Source organism: Streptomyces sp. 5-10 (genome assembly GCF_014712245.1).
Lineage (GTDB): Bacteria > Actinomycetota > Actinomycetes > Streptomycetales > Streptomycetaceae > Streptomyces > Streptomyces violaceusniger.
Genome location: NZ_JACVYG010000002.1, coordinates 264,181 through 280,504 on the forward strand (window position 1 = coordinate 264,181; position 16,324 = coordinate 280,504).

The window sequence follows — 16,324 nt, forward strand, 5'->3', positions numbered from 1 at the left end:
CGTCCTGCACGACCACCCGAACCGCCGCCCGAACCGCCCCCTGAACGGCGTCCGTACGCCGAACAAGACCCCGGCGGCTCCTCGCCCCCGCCACCGCCGCCGGGGTCTGCCCCGCTGGAACTATCCGGCCGGGCTCGGCTCCCTGATCTGGCTCGGCATCGTCGGACTGCCGCTGTACGTCCTGGTGGCCGCCACCTTCCAGACCCGCGACGGCTATATCGACGACGGCCCGCTGGCCCTGCCCGACCATCCGACGCTCGCCAACTACCGGCGGGTGCTGCGCTCCGACTTCCTCTCCTACCTCCTCAACACCGCGCTGGTCACGGCCGTGTGCGCGGCGATCGTGATCACGCTGTCGGTGACCGTCGGCTACACCGTCGTCCGCGCCCGCGGCCGCGCCTCCCGCCGGATCTTCCAGATCTTCCTGCTGGGTCTCGCGATCCCCTCCCAGGCGGTGGTGATCCCGGTCTATCTGGTCATCACCAAGCTCCATCTGTACGACACCCTGCTCGCGGTGATCCTGCCGACGGCCGCCTTCTCCCTCCCGGTCAGCGTGCTGATCCTGGTCGGCACGATGCGCGACATCGACGAGGAGCTGTACGAGTCGATGGCGCTGGACGGCGCGAGCCCGACCCGGGTGCTGCTCCAGCTCGTGGTGCCGCTGTCACGGTCCGGGATCTCCACGGTCGGGGTGATGTCGGCCCTGCACGCCTGGAACGGCTTCCTCTTCCCGCTGCTGCTCACCCAGTCCAAGAGCAACCGGCTGCTGACCCTGGGGCTGTACGACTACGTGGGCGAGTTCCGGGTGGACACCCCGGCCCTGCTCACCGCCGTGGTGCTCTCCATCGTCCCGATCTTCCTGGTCTATCTCTTCGCCCGCCGTCAGCTGATCAGTGGACTGATGGGCGTGGGCGGCAAATAGGCCGCCCACGCGCGGCACGCACGCCGTTCTCCCACCCCGCCGTCCTCCCCCCGACAAGGAGCTTCATGCCTCAGCCCTGGCAGGACACCTCCCTCTCCGCCGAGGACCGCGCGGCGGCCCTGCTCTCCTCGATGACGCTGGAGGAGAAGCTCGCCCAACTCGCCGGCATATGGCCGGGATCGGAGGCCGAGGAGGGCGAGGACGTCGCCCCGCTCCAGCACGAGGTGTCCGAGGCCGTGGACCTCGACGGCCTCCTCCCGCATGGCATCGGCCAGCTGACCCGACCCTTCGGCACCTCCCCCGTCGAACCGGCCGAGGGCGCCGCCGCGCTGGCCCGCCTCCAGGCCCGGATCGCCGCCGGGAACCGCTTCGGGATCCCGGCGCTGGCCCATGAGGAGTGTCTGACCGGCTTCTTCGCCTGGCGCGCCACCGTCTTCCCCACCCCGCTCGCCTGGGGCGCGTCCTTCGACCCGGCGCTGGTGGGGCGGGCGGCCGGGCTGATCGGCGGTTCGCTGCGGTCGGCCGGTATCCACCAGGGCCTGGCCCCGGTGCTGGACGTGGTGCGGGACGCGCGCTGGGGCCGTACGGAGGAGTCCATCGGCGAGGACCCGTATCTCGTCGCGACCATCGGCACCGCGTACGTGCGCGGCCTGGAGTCCGCCGGGATCGTCGCCACCCTCAAGCACTTCGCGGGCTACGCCGCCTCCCGGGGCGGCCGCAACCACGCACCGGCCTCCATCGGGCCCCGGGAGCTCGCGGATGTCGTCCTGCCGCCCTTCGAGCTGGCGGTACGGGACGGGGGCGCGCGGTCGGTGATGCACTCCTACAACGACATCGACGGTGTGCCCTCGGCCGCCAACCCCTGGCTGCTGACCGAACTGCTCCGCGACACCTGGGGCTTCACCGGCACCGTCGTCGCCGACTACTTCGGGGTGTCCTTCCTGGAGCTGGCCCACCGGGTGGCCGACACCCGGGGCGGCGCGGCCGGGCTCGCCCTGGCGGCGGGGGTGGACGTGGAGCTGCCCGCGGTGCGCTGCTTCGGCACCCCGCTGCGGGACGCGGTGCGGGCCGGGGAGGTGGACGAGGCGCTGGTGGACCGGGCGGCGCTGCGGGTGCTGCGGCAGAAGTGCGAGCTGGGGCTGCTGGATCCGGACTGGTCGCCGATGCCGTCGGCGCTCGCGGGGGCTGTGGACTCCGCGGGACCCGCCGACGTCGACCTCGACCTCGACCACGACGTCGACCTCGACCACGACCACGACCTCGATCTCGATCCGCCGGAGATGCGGGCCGTCGCGCGGGAGCTCGCCGAGGAGTCGGTGGTGCTGCTCGCCGACGACGGCGATGTGCTGCCGCTCGCGCCGGACGCCCGGATCGCGGTGGTCGGCCCGCTCGCCGACGACCCGGCCGCCATGCTCGGCTGCTACACCTTCCCCCGCCACGTCGGGGTGGAGCACCCCGGACTGCCCCTGGGCCTCGAGGTGCCGACGCTCTTCGCCGCGCTGCGCGCCGAGCTGCCCGGTGCGCGGATCACCCATGCCGAGGGGTGCGCCGCGCCCGGCCCGGCCGCGTCCGCCGGTGACGCGGGGGGCGCGGCCTCGGCCGGTGCGGCGGCGCTCACCGCCGAGAGCCGGCTGGCGCAGGCGGCCAGGGCGGCGGCGGACGCGGATGTGTGCGTCGCGGTGCTGGGCGACCGCTCGGGTCTGTTCGGCCGGGGCACCTCGGGCGAGGGCTGCGACGCCGCCGACCTCGAACTCCCCGGTGAGCAGGGGGCGTTGCTGGACACGCTGGTGGCCACCGGCACGCCCGTGGTGCTGGTGCTGTTCACCGGCCGGCCGTACGCCCTCGGCCGCTGGTCGAGTCTGCTGGCCGCCGCCGTGCAGGCGTTCTTCCCCGGTGAGGAGGGCGGCCCGGCGGTCGCCGGGGTGCTGAGCGGGCGCGTCAACCCCTCGGGCCGGCTGCCGGTGAGCGTTCCGTACGCGCCCGGCGGCCAGCCATGGACGTATGCCCAGCCGCCGCTCGGGCTGGGGGAGAACAACGCCAGCTCGATCGACCCGACCCCGCTGTTCCCCTTCGGCCACGGGCTCTCCTACACCTCGTTCGCCTGGGAGCGCCCGGAGGCCGACGCGACCGAGGTGCCGACCGACGGGGAGACCACGGTCCGGCTGACCGTGCGCAACACCGGTGACCGGGCCGGGACGGAGGTCGTACAGCTCTACCTCCACGATCCGGTGGCCCGTATCGCCCGGCCGGTGTCCCGTCTGATCGGCTACGCACGGGTGCCGCTGCGGCCGGGCGAGTCCGCCGAGGTCCACTTCGCCTTCCACGCCGACCTCGCCTCGTATCCGCTGGGCGCCGATGGCACGCGGGTGGTGGAACCGGGCGCCCTGGAGCTGCGGCTGGCCTCCTCCAGCGCCGACTCCGCCGTACGGCACACCGTGCCGCTGACGCTGACCGGACCCGAGCGCACGGTGGACCACCGGCGGCGGATGGTGTGCGAGGTGCGGGTGAAGTAGCCCGGGGGCGGGAAAACGCCGGGGGCCGCCGCCCGGGCCGGCGAGAGGCGCCGGGCGGTGGCAGCCGGGGCCTACGCCCGGAGGGCCTACGCCCGGAGGGCCTACGCCCGGAGGCGGGGGTGCCGGGCGTCGCGGCCCACGCCCCACGCCCCGAGGCCACCGCCCGGGCGGGCCGCCCCGGGGGGCGGTTCAGGCCGGTCCCTCGCCCCTCTCCACCAGCGACCAGGCGTGGGCGAACAGTTCGGGCAGGGTACGGGTGGGCAGCGGCAGCGGGTTCTCCAACCGCAGGTTGTAGGAGCGGCGCAGCCCGATCAGCTCCGCCTTCCACGCCTCCATGGGCTGGTACGGCTTCTTGGCGTGGATCCACTCGCCCGGCAGGAAGATCTGGCGGCCCGCCCGGGGGCGCTTGTCCTCGATGACGAGGCCGCGCTCGACCAGTGTGGCGGCCGCCTTCTGGTGCCGGGCGGCCTTCCACCCGTTCCAGGTGCGGACGTTGCGGTCGGTCGGGGCGGGCAGGGCCAGCAGCTGGAGGTGGAGCGCCGCCGCGTCCTCGTCGACGCCGAGCGCGTCGGCGACCCGCGCCACGAGGGCGGGCGCGGATGCCGCCGGGTTCGACTCATACGCCCCGGCCGGCAGCGAGGCGCTCTCGATCCGTTCGACGATGCGGGCGCAGACCGGGCCGCGCAGCCACTCCACGGCGTCCAGCTCCCGGCGGCCGACTCCGGTCGCGGACGCCGCCGACAGCCGCTTCGAGCGCTCGTCGTCCCCGTAAAAGGCCGGGCGGAAGTACAGGCGGGTGGCGTTCCGGTACCCCCGGCGGTCGATCGCGCCCTCCGCACCGACGGTGAGCCCGTCGTCCACCGTGGCGACGTCCAGCCTCTCCGGCCCGGCGTACGGGCGTCCGCCGAACACCTCGCGCAGCGCCGTGATCGGCTCGTTCTCGCCGTGCCGGAAGAAGCCCGCGTCCAGCAGCAGTTCCGGGTGGTTCAGTCGTTCCCCGATCAGACCGACGAACCGGGGCACCCCGTCGCGGACCGGATCGCCCGCGGGCAGCTCGGCGTAGATCCAGGGCAGGTTGCGGACGGCGCCGCTCAGCAACTCCTCGAACCGCACGATCTGCCACCGCTCGTCGGCCGCGGAGCATCCGTAGTCGGTCCTCCGCAACCAGGTGTCGAGGTCGGCGCGGAGCGTGGGTTCGCCCGCGGGGTCGGTGAACGCGGCGCAGAAGCGGCCGGCGGTCAGCGGGAACGGCCGCATCTCGACGACCGCGCCGAACGTGCGCTCCGGCACCATGGTCCGCCGCCCGTACCGTGCCCGCCACGCCTCGGCGAGCCGCTCGGCCACCGGCCGCATCCCTCCCGGCTCCCACAGCCCGGCCGGGTCCTCCGGCAGCACGTCCGCCAGCAGCTCAAGCCGCTCCACCGGGCCGACCCGCGCCAACTCGCCGTGTGCGTCCTCCGCTTCGGCCGTCTTGAGCCGCAGCGTCGCCCGTTCATCGGCGTCGAGGAGCGGGCGGTAGCTCAAGCTGACCATCCCGGCCAGCGCGAGCGACGCCACCGCCCGGCCCATCCCCGTGCCGTCCATGAGCAGGGCCACGGCCTCCCGGTCCCACGGGGCCGGGCCCCGCTCCCGCACCAGCGCCACCAGCCGCCGCAGCTGCTCCGGGCTCCCCCAGCCGCGCGGCACCTCCCGCGCCTCCTCGATCTCCCCCAGGCTCGGCGGCTCCGCGTCCCCCGTCCGCAGCTCGACGAACCGGCGCCGCCCCTCACGGCCCCACCCCACGCTGACGGCCGCCCCACGCCCGTCGCGCACCGCCGTCCGTTCGGTGACCACGACCCCGGTGCGCAGCCGGGCGGCCGGATCGGCGAACGGGCTCTCCGCCCACATCTCCAGCAGCGCCAGCAGCCGCTCGCGCCGCTCGGGGGGCGTGGACGCGACGGCGGCCCGGAGCGCCACGGCCCCGATCCGCCCGATGAACCGCGCCCACGACCCTTCCCCGGCGATCCCGGGCCCGTCCTCGCCCTCGGGACCGGGCGGATCCCACGCCCCGATCAGGAACCGGCCGGTCCGCTCCATGCAGGCCAGCGCCCCGGTCCGCCACATCCCCGGACCCTCGATGAGCCCACCCAGCGCGAGCACCACGCGCTGATCATCCACGGCCGTCCAGGCGGCCTCCCCCGTCACATGCACCATGGGGAGATCATCGCTCATGGGTCCGACAGCCACCCCGCCGCCTACGAGGTGAGCGGGGCTACTGTGCCCGGTCGGGTGCCGCTTTCGTCTCGCGCCTTCGGCGCAGTTGAGCAGCGGGGCAGGGGGTGGGGAGCGCGGCACCGTCGCCGGGTGCCGGGTCAGCGGATGTGAGCGCCGGTGGCGACTTCCCCCTTCGGCTCCCAGGCCCCGCCGGACCGCGAGCAGATGGGTGCCGGGGCGGCCCCTCCGGGTGCCCCCCTTAAAAATGCTTGATCTGAAGCAACTAATTCGTCAAAGGTTTTCCAGGGGGTACCCCGACCCCGCAGAGCGGCAGCCCGGCAACAGTCCCCGCCCCGCGAGCGCCGGAGCCGCCACCGGCGCCCGCCCCCACCGGCCCGGCGGCCGGCGACGCGGCCCGCGCCGGGTACCCCTGCCCCGCTGCTCAATTGCGCCGAAGGCGCGAGACGGCGCCGCACCCGACCGAGCCGAGCAGCCCCGGCGTGCTCCTAGCCGCCGAACTCGCCGTCTCGGACGGCGTTCACGAACGCCTGCCAGGCGGACGGCTCGAAGAGCAGCGTCCCGCGCTCGCGGTCCTTGGTGTCGCGGACGGCCTGACGGCCGGATGTGCTGCCGCGAAGCGGCGGGAGACAGCGCAGCAGCTGTCAGTTCGTCCCAGGCGGTGGAGTAGCGCTGTGCAACCAGACGATGTCCGCCGGGGGTTCCCTCCTCAGCAGCACCGCGTACCGCTGGGCGGCGCTGCCCACGCCCACGGGCAAGGACGTGTGGTTCGAGTGCCGCTCCGCACGGCTCGCACCTTCACGAGCCCGCCCATAGGCTGTCGCCGGACACCAGAGGCTACCGGCGCGTAACACGGACCGCGAAGGAGCGCGTGATGAAGGGCTGGACCGCGAGCGACATCCCCGATCAGACCGGCCGCACCGCCGTCGTGACCGGCGCCAACAGCGGGCTCGGGTTCGTCACCGCCCAGGAGTTGGCGCGGCGCGGTGCGCGGGTGGTGCTCGGGTGCCGCAGTGAGAAGCGGGGGGCCGAGGCGGCGGAGCGGATCCGGGCGCGGGCGCCGGGCGCGCGGGTGGAGGTGGCGCCGCTGGACCTCGCGGACCTGGCGTCCGTACGGGCCTTCGCGGCCGGGCACAAGGGCGACCGGCTCGATCTGCTGATCAACAACGCGGGCGTGATGGCCCTCCCGCACCGCAGGACCGCCGATGGCTTCGAGATGCAGTTCGGCGTCAACCACCTGGGCCACTTCGCGCTGACCGGGCTGCTGCTGCCGAAGCTGCTGGAGGCGGGCCCGGGGGCGCGGGTGGTCACCGTCTCCAGCTTTATACACATGCTGGGGACGGTGGACCCGCGCGACCTGAACATGGAGCGGCGGTACCGGCGTTGGGTCGCCTACGCCCGCTCCAAGTCCGCCAATCTCCTCTTCACCCACGAGCTCGCCCACCGGCTGAGCGCGGCGGGCGTCCGCCTGGTGGCGGCCGCCGCGCACCCCGGCTACGCCGCGACCAACCTCATGTCCGCCGCGCCGAAGATGGAGGGCCACCGGGCGAAGGAGCGGTTCATGGAGATCGGCAACCGCTACTTCGCCCAGAGCCCGGAGCAGGGCACGCTCCCCGTCCTGTACGCGGCGACCGGCCCGGACGTCCGCCAGGACGACTTCTTCGGCCCGCCGCTCCAGGGGCTGTGGCGCGGCTCCCCCGTCCGCTCGGCCCGAGCGAAGTGGACGCTCAGCGACACGGCGGGGCGGGGGCTGTGGGCCGCGTCCGAGCGGCTGACGGGGGTGCGGTACGAGGAGCTCGCGAGCTGAGCCACGTCTGCCGCTCTCGGGTCGTCCCGCCTCAGCGCACCGTGATGACCAGCTTGCCCGTGGTGCGGCCGGTCTCCCCCTGGACGTGGGCCCGGGCGCCTTCGGCGAGCGGGAAGGTGCCGGAGACGTGGGCGCGCAGCCTGCCCCGTTCGACGAGCTCGGCGATGGCGCGCATCCCGGCCTGGTCGTGCTCCACGAGCAGGGTGACGGCGCGGACCCGCGCCTTCTCCGCCGCCGCCCGGGTCTCCTTGGCGGGCGGCACCAGGGAGACGAGGACGCCGCCGGGGCGGAGCACGCTCACGGAACGGGTGGCGGTCTCCCCGCCGAGGGCGTCGAGGACGACGTCGTAGCGCTCCTCGGTGGCGGTGAAGTCCTCGGAGCGGTGGTCGATGCAGGCGTCCGCGCCGAGTTCGCGCAGGAAGTCGTGCTTGGGGGCGCTCGCCGTCCCGGTGACGTGCGCGCCGCGCTCCTTGGCGATCTGTACGGCGAGATGGCCGACACCGCCGGCCGCGGCATGGATCAGCAACCGCTGCCCGGCCCGGAGGTCCGCGGTATCGACGAGTGCCTGCCAGGCGGTGAGCGCGGCCAGCGGCAGAGCGGCCGCCTGGACGTGGTCGATCCCGGCGGGCTTGGCGGCGAAGGCGCGGGCGGGGCCGGTCACGTACTCGGCGTGGGAGCCGACCCCGTACGGGTAGGGCAGCATGCCGAACACCTCGTCACCGGGGTGGAAGAGGGTGACGCCGAAGCCGGTCTCCACCACGGTGCCGGAGACGTCCCAGCCGAGGATCAGCGGCGGGGGCGGCAGGAAGATGCTCAGGGCGCGGTGCTTGAAGTCCGTGGGGTTGAGTCCGGCCGCGTGCACGGCGACGAGGATCTCCCCGGGGCCGGGCGCGGGCCGCGGAAGCTCGGTCAGCCGCAGGACCTCGGGCCCGCCGAGGGCCGTCTGGTGCAGGGCGAGCATCACGGGGGCGCCGTCCGGGGCGGCGGGGTGCGGGGAGCCCGTGGCAGCCGCCGGGTCCGGGGCGGCGGGGTTCTCAGGGGTGTCCGTCGAAGTCATGCCCCGATCCTGGCCGAACGGTACGGCCCGGGGCGATGGCCAGATGGTCAGGCTCCGATACATTCCTGCCATGCCCATGGACCCCGCCGACCGCCGCACCCCTGCCGCCCGTCGCGCCCCCGCCGACCGCGGCGCTCCCGGCACCCGCCCCGCGTCCGCCCCGTCCGCCCCGTCCGCCGCGCCCTCCCGGGCCCGTGAGGCCCGTGAAGCCCGTGAGGCCCGTGACCTCGCCGACCGCGCGGCCTGGCTGGACCGCCTGACGCACCCGGACCCGCGGCCCGGCGCCCACAAGGTCGTCGTCCTCGCCCTCGACGGCGTCTACCCCTTCGAACTCGGCATCCCGCACCGGGTCCTGGGGTCCGCCGACGGCCGCTACGAGGTGCTGTCCGCGAGCGCGGACGGGCGGCCCGTGCGGACCGACTCGGACCTGACCGTCACCCCCGGGCACGGCCCCGAGGTGCTGGCCGAGGCGGACACCGTGGTCATCCCCCCGTACGCGATCTCCCGAGCCTCGACCGCCGCCCCGGACCCGCAGGCCCTCGCCGCCCTGGCCCGCGTCCGCCCCGGCACCCGTCTGGTGTCCATCTGCACCGGCGCCTTCCTGCTGGCCGCCGCCGGTCTCCTGGACGGGCGCCGGGCGACCACCCACTGGGCGCTCAGCGACCACTTCCGGGAGCTGTTCCCCCGGGTCGAGCTCGACGCCGACGTGCTCTTCGTCGACCACGGTGACGTGCTGACCTCAGCGGGGGCGGCGAGCGGGGTCGACGTCTGCCTGCACCTGGTGCGCCGGGACCACGGCAGCGAGGTGGCCAACCAGGTCGCCCGCTGCTGCGTCGTGCCGCCGTACCGGGACGGCGGGCAGGCGCAGTACATCGAGCGGCCGCTGCCGCCGGCGGGCGAAACCGGCACCGGGCCGACCCGCGACTGGGCGCTGGGACGGCTGGAACTGCCGCTGTCGCTCGACGAGCTGGCCGCGCACGCGGCGATGAGCACACGGACCTTCGCCCGGCGCTTCCGGGAGGAGACCGGTCTGAGCCCCGGCCGCTGGCTGACCCAGCAGCGGCTGCGGCGGGCGCGGCACCTGCTGGAGTCCAGCGACCTGCCGGTGGAACGGATCGCCCACGAGGTCGGCTTCGCCACCGCCACCTCGCTGCGGCGGCACCTGGCGGCGGAGGCGGGCGTCGCCCCGTCGGCGTACCGGCGCACCTTCCGCGCCCCGGATGCCCTGGATGCCCCGAATACCCCGGATGCTCCGGCTATGTCGTGACCGCCACGGCGGCCGGGGCATCGGGTAATGTGGCCACACCCGTACGCACCGAGGAGGTGAGACCCATCAACGCCAGTTCAGGCTGGATGCTCTCGCCGCAGGGATACACGGGATAGCCGACTGCCGGGAGCGCCCCCAGGGATCCCGAAAGGCTTCCAGGCTTCCATGTCGGCTTCACCTTCACTTGTCACCCTTTCCGCCGTCGTCACCAGGCTCCGCGCCGCCGGGTGCGTGTTCGCCGAGGACGAGGCGCGGCTGATCCTTTCCACGGGCCACCTCCCGGCCGAGATCGACGCCATGGTGGACCGGCGCGCCGCCGGGCTGCCGCTGGAGCACGTGCTCGGCTGGGCGGACTTCCGGGGGCTTCGGATATCCATCGACGCCGGGGTCTTCGTACCGCGCCGGCGCACCGAGTTCCTGGTCGAGCAGGCCGTATCGCTGGCCCGGCCCGGGGCCGTCGTGGTCGATCTGTGCTGCGGCTCGGGCGCGCTGGGCGCCGCGCTGGCCTCGGCCCTGGGCGAGGTGGAGCTGTACGCGGCCGACATCGACCCCGTCGCGGTGCGCTGCGCGCGGCGCAACGTCGGGGCGGCGGGCGGCACGGTGTACGAGGGCGACCTCTACGAGCCGCTGCCCGCCGCGCCGCGCGGCCGTGTGGACGTCCTGCTGGCCAACGTCCCGTACGTGCCCACCGAGGAGGTCGGGCTGCTGCCGCCGGAGGCCCGGGTCCACGAGGCGCGCGTGGCGCTGGACGGCGGCACGGACGGGCTGGACGTGCTGCGCCGGGTCACCGCCGGGGCGGCCGGATGGCTGGCCCCGGGCGGCTCGCTGCTCTTCGAGACGAGCGACCGGCAGGCGCCCACGGCGATGGCCATCGTGGCCGAGGACGGCCTGGAGCCGCGGCTGGCCGAATGCGACGAGCTGGACGCCACGGTCATCATCGGCACCAAGCCATCGGCACCAGGCCAACGGGACCGCGTCCAGCAGGGGCGGCGGTCGCGTGACCGGAATCCACATCCGACACCGAGGGCGAGCGGGAACACCGTCCGATCCTGAGCGGTGTTCCCGCGGGCGGCGTCACAATTGGGTGCCGCCACCGTCCACCGCGAGTTCGGCGCCGGTGGTGTAGGTCGCGTCGAAAGCGAGGAAAATGGCGGCACGCGCGACCTCCTCCGGATTCCCTATGCGCAGCATCGGAATCTGGGCGGCGAAACCCGCCACCATTTCATCCGCCACTTCGGCGGGCAGGTGCTTGTGCAGAATTCCCGTGTCGATCGGCCCCGGGCTCACCGCGTTGACACGTACGCCGCGCGGCTGCAATTCGCGAGCCCAGGTGCGCGCCATCGACCGGAGGGCCGCCTTGCTCGCCGCGTAGACACCATGGTCCAGCTGCCCCAGTACGTTCGAGATCGAGGTGGTCAGCACCACGCCGCTGCCCTCGGCGAGCAGCGGAAGCAGCCGCTGCAAGGTGAAGTAGGGCCCCTTGGTGTTGGCCGCGAAGATGGCGTCGTACATCTGCTCGGTCGTCGCCTCGAACGACACCGAGTCGGTGATGCCCGCGTTCAGGAACACCGCGTCCAGTTGACCGAACTCCTCCTCGACCTTCCCCGCCAGAGCGTCGATGTCGGCTTTTGAGGTGGAGTCGCTGCGCACCGCGACCAGCCCCTCTTCGCTCGCCGCTTCGAGCGCGGCTTCCTTGCGCCCCGTGACCATTACCCGAGCACCCTCGGCCGCCAGCAGACGTGCGATCGACAGGCCGATTCCGCTGCTGCCACCGGTGATGAGGGCGCGCTTTCCGTTGTGCTTTTCCATGTCCCGATTCAAATCCCGGACCGGCGACGGCGTCCAAGACCTGATAGGCAACCCGTCATGCGCGCATTGCATATTGGTACGATCAGAAGCGTGCGCGTTCCCGGATCGGACCTCGACCTGCGGCTTGTCGGCTACTTCACGGTCGTCGCAGAGCACGCCAACTTCAGCCGCGCCGCCGCGGTGCTGCACGTCGCGCAGCCGTCCCTGAGCCGCCAGATCCAGCGCCTCGAGGAACATCTGGGCGTGCGCCTCTTCGACCGCACCCCACAGGGCAGTCGGCTCACCGAAGCCGGTCGCGCGTTTCTGCCACAGGCTCAGGCGCTGCTCCAGGCAGCCCATCAAGCCGAGCTCACCGCCCGCGACGGCGCCACCCCGCGCGAGTTCACCATCGGGTACGTCGAGGACCTGGTCATCACGCACGCCGTACGCCGGCTGCGGCATCGACACCCCACGGCCCGCATCCGCACCCGCCACCTGGAGTGGAACGACGCCCACGCGCTCGCCGACCGCCGCGTGGACGCCCTGGTCGCCCGCGCCCCGCTGCCCTTCCCCGCCGACCGCCTACGCCTCACCGAGCTGTGGACCGAGCCACGGGTTCTGGTCGTCTCCACGGACCACCGCCTGGCCGGAAAGGAGTCGGTGACCGTCGACGACCTCAGCGAGGAAGTTCTGCCGCAATGCCCGAGCGCGGTCCCGCAATGGAGCGATTTCGCCCGTCTGGAGCCGCGCCCGGATGGCGTTCCGGCTCGCAGCGCGCCGATCGACTACGAATCGTTCGAGGACAAGCTCGACCTTGTGGCCGAGGAGCGGACGGTGTTGATTCTGGCCGCCGGCGACCGGCGGCCCCAACTGCGCCCCGGCCTGACCACCGTGCCCATCGAGGGCATCGACCCGGTCCGCGTCGTCCTGGCGACCCGCTCGGCCGAGGCCAACCCGCTGATCGACGATTTCCTGCACGCCTGGTCATCCGACACGCCCGCTCCTCGGGGTCGTTGAGCGGGGCATTCAGGGGCCGCCCGGACTGGGCACAGTGCGATGGGCGGTCGAGCGCGCCTACGCGCGCGGTTCCGTCGAGCGCGGCTACGCGCGCAGCTCCTCCGCCGCGTCCGCGACCCGGGCGAGCAGCCGCAGCAGGGTCTCCCGCTCCGTCTCGTCCAGCGGGGACAGGAAGACCCGGTTCATCCGGGACGTCCGGGTGACCAGCTTCCGGTGGACCCGGACGCCCTCCTCCGTCAGCCGCAGGACGTTGCGACGGCCGTCGTTCGGGTCACGCACCCGTTCCAGCAGGCCGCGGCGGGCCAGCCGGGCGACCAGGTCGGCGATGGTGGAGCGGTCGAGGTGGACGTGTTCGCTCAACGTCCGCTGGTCGATCTCCGGCTTCTCCATCAGCGCGTTGACCACCGCGAACTGCGGCGAGGTGGTCTCCTCGGAGACCATCGCGCCCCACAGCAGGGAGTGCGCCTGCTGGAAGCGGCGGGCCAGATGCCCGGGGTGCGTGTTCAGATCCACCGCGCCGCCCATGCCGTGCCTCCCGGCTTCCCCGCTACTCGATTGCCGCATTGCCGCATTGCTGGATTACTGGATTGCGTATTAGTCCGTGTACTGAGCGATTCTGCCCTGTGGAAGACCCCATGTCGAGAGGTCGGCATTCGACCTAGACTCCCTTGACGAGCGCACCAGCCAATGACACCGTGCGAAACCGGCACCACATTAGTCAGCATACTGAGCACCCCGACCCGCGGAGTGACGATGGCCGACATCCGAAGCCTCCAGGACGCCGTGGCGGACCTCGTCCACGACGGCGACACCGTCGCGATGGAGGGATTCACCCACCTGATCCCGTACGCCGCCGCGCACGAGGTCATCCGCCAGGGCATCACCGACCTGACCCTCGTCCGGATGACCCCGGACGTCATCTACGACCAGCTCATCGGCGCCGGACTCGTCCGCAAGCTGGTGTTCTCCTGGGGTGGCAACCCCGGCGTGGGCTCGCTGCACCGCTTCCGTGACGCCGTCGAGAACGGCTGGCCGCGGCCGCTGGAGCTGGACGAGCACAGCCACGCGGGCATGGCGAACCGCTATGTGGCGGGCGCCTCCAAGCTGCCGTTCGCCGTGTTGCGCGGCTATCGCGGCAGCGACATCCCGACCCGTACGGACACCGTCTCCACCGTCGTCTGCCCCTTCACCGGGGAGGAGCTGGCCGCCGTCGCGGCGCTCAACCCGGACGTCACCGTGATCCACGCCCAGCAGGCCGACCGGGCCGGCAATGTGCAGATGTGGGGGCTGACCGGGGTGCAGAAGGAGGCGGCGCTCGCGGCGGACCGGGTGCTGGTGACCGTGGAGGAGATCGTCGAGGAGCTCACGCCGCGCCCCGGCGGGATCGTCCTGCCGACGTGGGTGATCGACGCGGTGTCCGTCGTCCCCGGCGGTGCCCACCCCTCGTACGCCACCGGGTACTCGACCCGCGACAACGACTTCTACCAGGCATGGGACCCGATCGCCCGCGACCGCGAGGCGTTCTTGAGGTGGATCGAGGAGAACGTGCGCGACAGCGAGGGAGCCCTCACCCGATGACCGCCACCTCCGCCGGGACGAACGGGACCGCTGGGACCACCGGGACCACTGGGACCACCGGGACCACCGGGACCACCGGAACGACTGGAACGACTGGAACGACCGGGACCACCGGGGCCACCGCCGCCACCGGCTTCACCAGCGACGAGCTGATGGAGGTCAACGCCGCCCGCGCGCTCGCCGACGCCACCACCTGCTTCGTCGGCATCGGCCTCCCCAGCACCGCCGCCAACCTGGCCCGCGCCACCGTCAACCCCGGCCTCGTGCTCATCTACGAGTCCGGCACCATCGGCTCCAAGCCCACCCGGCTCCCCCTCTCCATCGGCGACGGCGAACTCGCCGAGACGGCCGACGCGGTGGTCCCGGTCCCGGAGATGTTCAACTACTGGCTCCAGGGCGGCCGGATCGACGTCGGCTTCCTCGGCGCCGCCCAGGTCGACCGCTACGCCAACATCAACACCACCGTCGTGGACCGCGGCCCCGACAAGCCCGAGGGCCGTCTCCCCGGCGCGGGCGGCGCCCCCGAGATCGCCTCCAACTGCGGCAAGGTGCTCATGGTGCTGCGCCACTCCACCCGCAGCTTCGTTCAGCGGCTGGACTTCGTGACCACCCTGGGCCACGGCGGCGGCCCCGACGACCGTAAGAAGCTCGGCATGCCGGGCGCCGGCCCCACCGCCGTCATCACCGACCTGGGCATCCTGCGCCCCGACCCGGCCACCGCCGAGCTGGTGCTGACCGAAGTGCACCCGGACGTCACGGTGGAGCGGGTACGGGCCGCCACCGGCTGGGAGCTGACCGTCGCCGACACCGTGGGCACCACCGAGCCGCCCACCCCCCAAGAGCTTGCGGCGCTGCGCGCCCTCAAAGCCGCCGGGAAGCCGGGGAAGCCCGGGAAGCCGGGGAAGGAGACCCGATGACCACCTCGCGTGACGTCTCTCGTGACGTCTCTCGTGACGTCTCTCGTGACGTCTATATCGTCGACGCCGTCCGCACCCCCATCGGCCGTTACGGCGGCGCCCTGGCCGGGGTGCGCCCCGACGACCTGGCCGCCCACGTGGTGCGCGGCCTGCTCGCCCGCACACCCGCACTGGACCCGGCGCGCATCGACGACGTCTACTTCGGCAACGCCAACGGCGCGGGCGAGGAGAACCGCGGTGTCGCCCGCATGGCCGTGCTGCTGGCCGGGCTGCCCGTCACCGTGCCCGGCGCGACCGTCAACCGGCTCTGCGCCTCGGGTCTGGAGGCCGTGCTCCAGGCCGCCCGCGCGATCGCGGTCGGCGACGCGCACATCGCGCTCGCGGGCGGTGTGGAGTCGATGAGCCGCGCCCCCTGGGTGCTGCCCAAGCCCGAGCGCGCCTTCCCCGCCGGGCACCAGCAGATGTACTCCACGACCCTCGGCTGGCGGATGACCAACCCGGACATGCCGCCCGAGTGGACCGTCGCCCTCGGCGAGGGCGCCGAGCTGATCGCCGACAAGCACGGCATCACCCGCGAGGCACAGGACGCGTTCGCGCTCGCCAGCCACGAGAAGGCGGCGCGGGCGTGGAAGGACGGGGCGTACGAGGCCGAGGTGCTGCCGTATCCGGACACCGAGCTCGTCCGGGACGAGACCATCCGCGAGAACACATCGCTGGAGGCCCTGGCCAAGCTCAAGCCCGCCTTCCGCAAGCCCGGCGGCACCGTCACCGCGGGCAACTCCTCGCCCCTCAACGACGGCGCGGCCGCGCTGCTGCTCGTCGACGAGGAGGGGCTGAAGGCCACCGGACGCGAACCCCTGGCCCGGATCGGCGCCTCGGCCGTGACCGGTATCGAGCCTCAGTACTTCGGGCTCGGCCCGGTGGAGGCCGTACGCCGCGCCCTCGCCAAGGCGGGCCGCTCGTTCGCCGATCTGGCCACGCTCGAACTCAACGAGGCGTTCGCCGCGCAGGTGCTGGGCTGCCTCGCCGAATGGTCGGCCCAGGACCCGGGGTTCGACCCCGACATCGTCAACCCGCGTGGCGGCGCCATCGCCATCGGCCACCCCCTCGGCGCCTCCGGCGCCCGGCTCGCCGGGGCCGTCGCCCACCAGCTCGCCGCCCGCGGCTCGGGGACGGGCCTGGCCACCTTGTGCATCGGCGTCGGACAGGGCCTCGCCCTCGTCCTGGAAAGGTAAGGCTGACGGCAG

General features: G+C 73.4%; 14 protein-coding genes. 9 read left to right on the forward strand and 5 right to left on the reverse strand.

What is annotated here, in order from left to right:
- Positions 1-106: 106 nt before the first annotated feature.
- Together IEJ02_RS03580 and IEJ02_RS03585 are read left to right on the forward strand one after the other, a co-directional pair.
- Positions 107-922: a carbohydrate ABC transporter permease gene (locus IEJ02_RS03580; protein ID WP_137977861.1), complete on the forward strand. Its 816-nt coding sequence runs from the start codon at positions 107-109 to the stop codon at positions 920-922.
- A 65-nt stretch (positions 923-987) separates the two neighbouring features.
- Positions 988-3,435 (forward strand): beta-xylosidase/alpha-l-arabinosidase, encoded by a 2,448-nt coding sequence (locus IEJ02_RS03585; protein ID WP_191063317.1) that lies wholly within the window; start codon positions 988-990, stop codon positions 3,433-3,435.
- Positions 3,436-3,624: 189 nt separating this feature from the next.
- Here IEJ02_RS03585 and IEJ02_RS03590 read toward each other — a convergent pair whose 3' ends face one another.
- Positions 3,625-5,646: a hypothetical protein gene (locus IEJ02_RS03590; protein WP_191063318.1), complete on the reverse strand. Its 2,022-nt coding sequence runs from the start codon at positions 5,644-5,646 to the stop codon at positions 3,625-3,627.
- A gap of 488 nt (positions 5,647-6,134) precedes the next feature.
- On the reverse strand, positions 6,135-6,287 hold the full coding sequence (locus IEJ02_RS03595) for a DUF397 domain-containing protein (RefSeq protein ID WP_191063462.1): 153 nt from the start codon (positions 6,285-6,287) through the stop codon (positions 6,135-6,137).
- Between the two features lie 233 nt (positions 6,288-6,520).
- On the opposite strand from IEJ02_RS03595, the gene IEJ02_RS03600 reads away from it, so the two are divergent.
- A complete protein-coding gene (locus IEJ02_RS03600; RefSeq protein ID WP_191063319.1) occupies positions 6,521-7,453 on the forward strand; it encodes an oxidoreductase in 933 nt (310 codons plus the stop codon).
- Between the two features lie 31 nt (positions 7,454-7,484).
- Here IEJ02_RS03600 and IEJ02_RS03605 read toward each other — a convergent pair whose 3' ends face one another.
- Complete coding sequence (locus tag IEJ02_RS03605) at positions 7,485-8,510, reverse strand: NADP-dependent oxidoreductase (RefSeq protein WP_191063320.1); 1,026 nt, start codon at positions 8,508-8,510, stop codon at positions 7,485-7,487.
- Between the two features lie 70 nt (positions 8,511-8,580).
- Between IEJ02_RS03605 and IEJ02_RS03610 the strand changes: the two genes are divergently transcribed.
- A complete protein-coding gene (locus tag IEJ02_RS03610) occupies positions 8,581-9,777 on the forward strand; it encodes a GlxA family transcriptional regulator (protein ID WP_223863302.1) in 1,197 nt (398 codons plus the stop codon).
- A gap of 165 nt (positions 9,778-9,942) precedes the next feature.
- Positions 9,943-10,830 carry a putative protein N(5)-glutamine methyltransferase gene (locus IEJ02_RS03615; protein WP_191063321.1) on the forward strand — a complete coding sequence of 296 codons (888 nt, stop codon included), beginning with the start codon at positions 9,943-9,945 and terminating at the stop codon, positions 10,828-10,830.
- 21 nt (positions 10,831-10,851) lie between these two features.
- Here IEJ02_RS03615 and IEJ02_RS03620 read toward each other — a convergent pair whose 3' ends face one another.
- Positions 10,852-11,586, reverse strand: a complete 735-nt coding sequence (locus IEJ02_RS03620) for an SDR family oxidoreductase (RefSeq protein ID WP_191063322.1) — start codon at positions 11,584-11,586, stop codon at positions 10,852-10,854.
- Positions 11,587-11,676: 90 nt separating this feature from the next.
- Between IEJ02_RS03620 and IEJ02_RS03625 the strand changes: the two genes are divergently transcribed.
- The gene (locus tag IEJ02_RS03625; RefSeq protein WP_317985707.1) at positions 11,677-12,582 is read left to right on the forward strand and encodes a LysR family transcriptional regulator; all 906 of its coding nucleotides are present in this window, start codon (positions 11,677-11,679) and stop codon (positions 12,580-12,582) included.
- Between the two features lie 84 nt (positions 12,583-12,666).
- Here IEJ02_RS03625 and IEJ02_RS03630 read toward each other — a convergent pair whose 3' ends face one another.
- The gene (locus IEJ02_RS03630) at positions 12,667-13,107 is read right to left on the reverse strand and encodes a MarR family winged helix-turn-helix transcriptional regulator (RefSeq protein ID WP_137977870.1); all 441 of its coding nucleotides are present in this window, start codon (positions 13,105-13,107) and stop codon (positions 12,667-12,669) included.
- 228 nt (positions 13,108-13,335) lie between these two features.
- Between IEJ02_RS03630 and IEJ02_RS03635 the strand changes: the two genes are divergently transcribed.
- The 3 genes from IEJ02_RS03635 to IEJ02_RS03645 all read left to right on the forward strand — a co-directional run bounded on the left by IEJ02_RS03635 (position 13,336) and on the right by IEJ02_RS03645 (position 16,312).
- Complete coding sequence (locus tag IEJ02_RS03635) at positions 13,336-14,160, forward strand: CoA transferase subunit A (protein ID WP_191063324.1); 825 nt, start codon at positions 13,336-13,338, stop codon at positions 14,158-14,160.
- 152 nt (positions 14,161-14,312) lie between these two features.
- The gene (locus IEJ02_RS03640) at positions 14,313-15,077 is read left to right on the forward strand and encodes a CoA-transferase subunit beta (RefSeq protein ID WP_191063464.1); all 765 of its coding nucleotides are present in this window, start codon (positions 14,313-14,315) and stop codon (positions 15,075-15,077) included.
- On the forward strand, positions 15,074-16,312 hold the full coding sequence (locus IEJ02_RS03645; protein ID WP_191063325.1) for a thiolase family protein: 1,239 nt from the start codon (positions 15,074-15,076) through the stop codon (positions 16,310-16,312). The genes IEJ02_RS03640 and IEJ02_RS03645 overlap by 4 nt, the downstream gene beginning before the upstream one ends.
- Positions 16,313-16,324 lie beyond the last annotated feature (12 nt).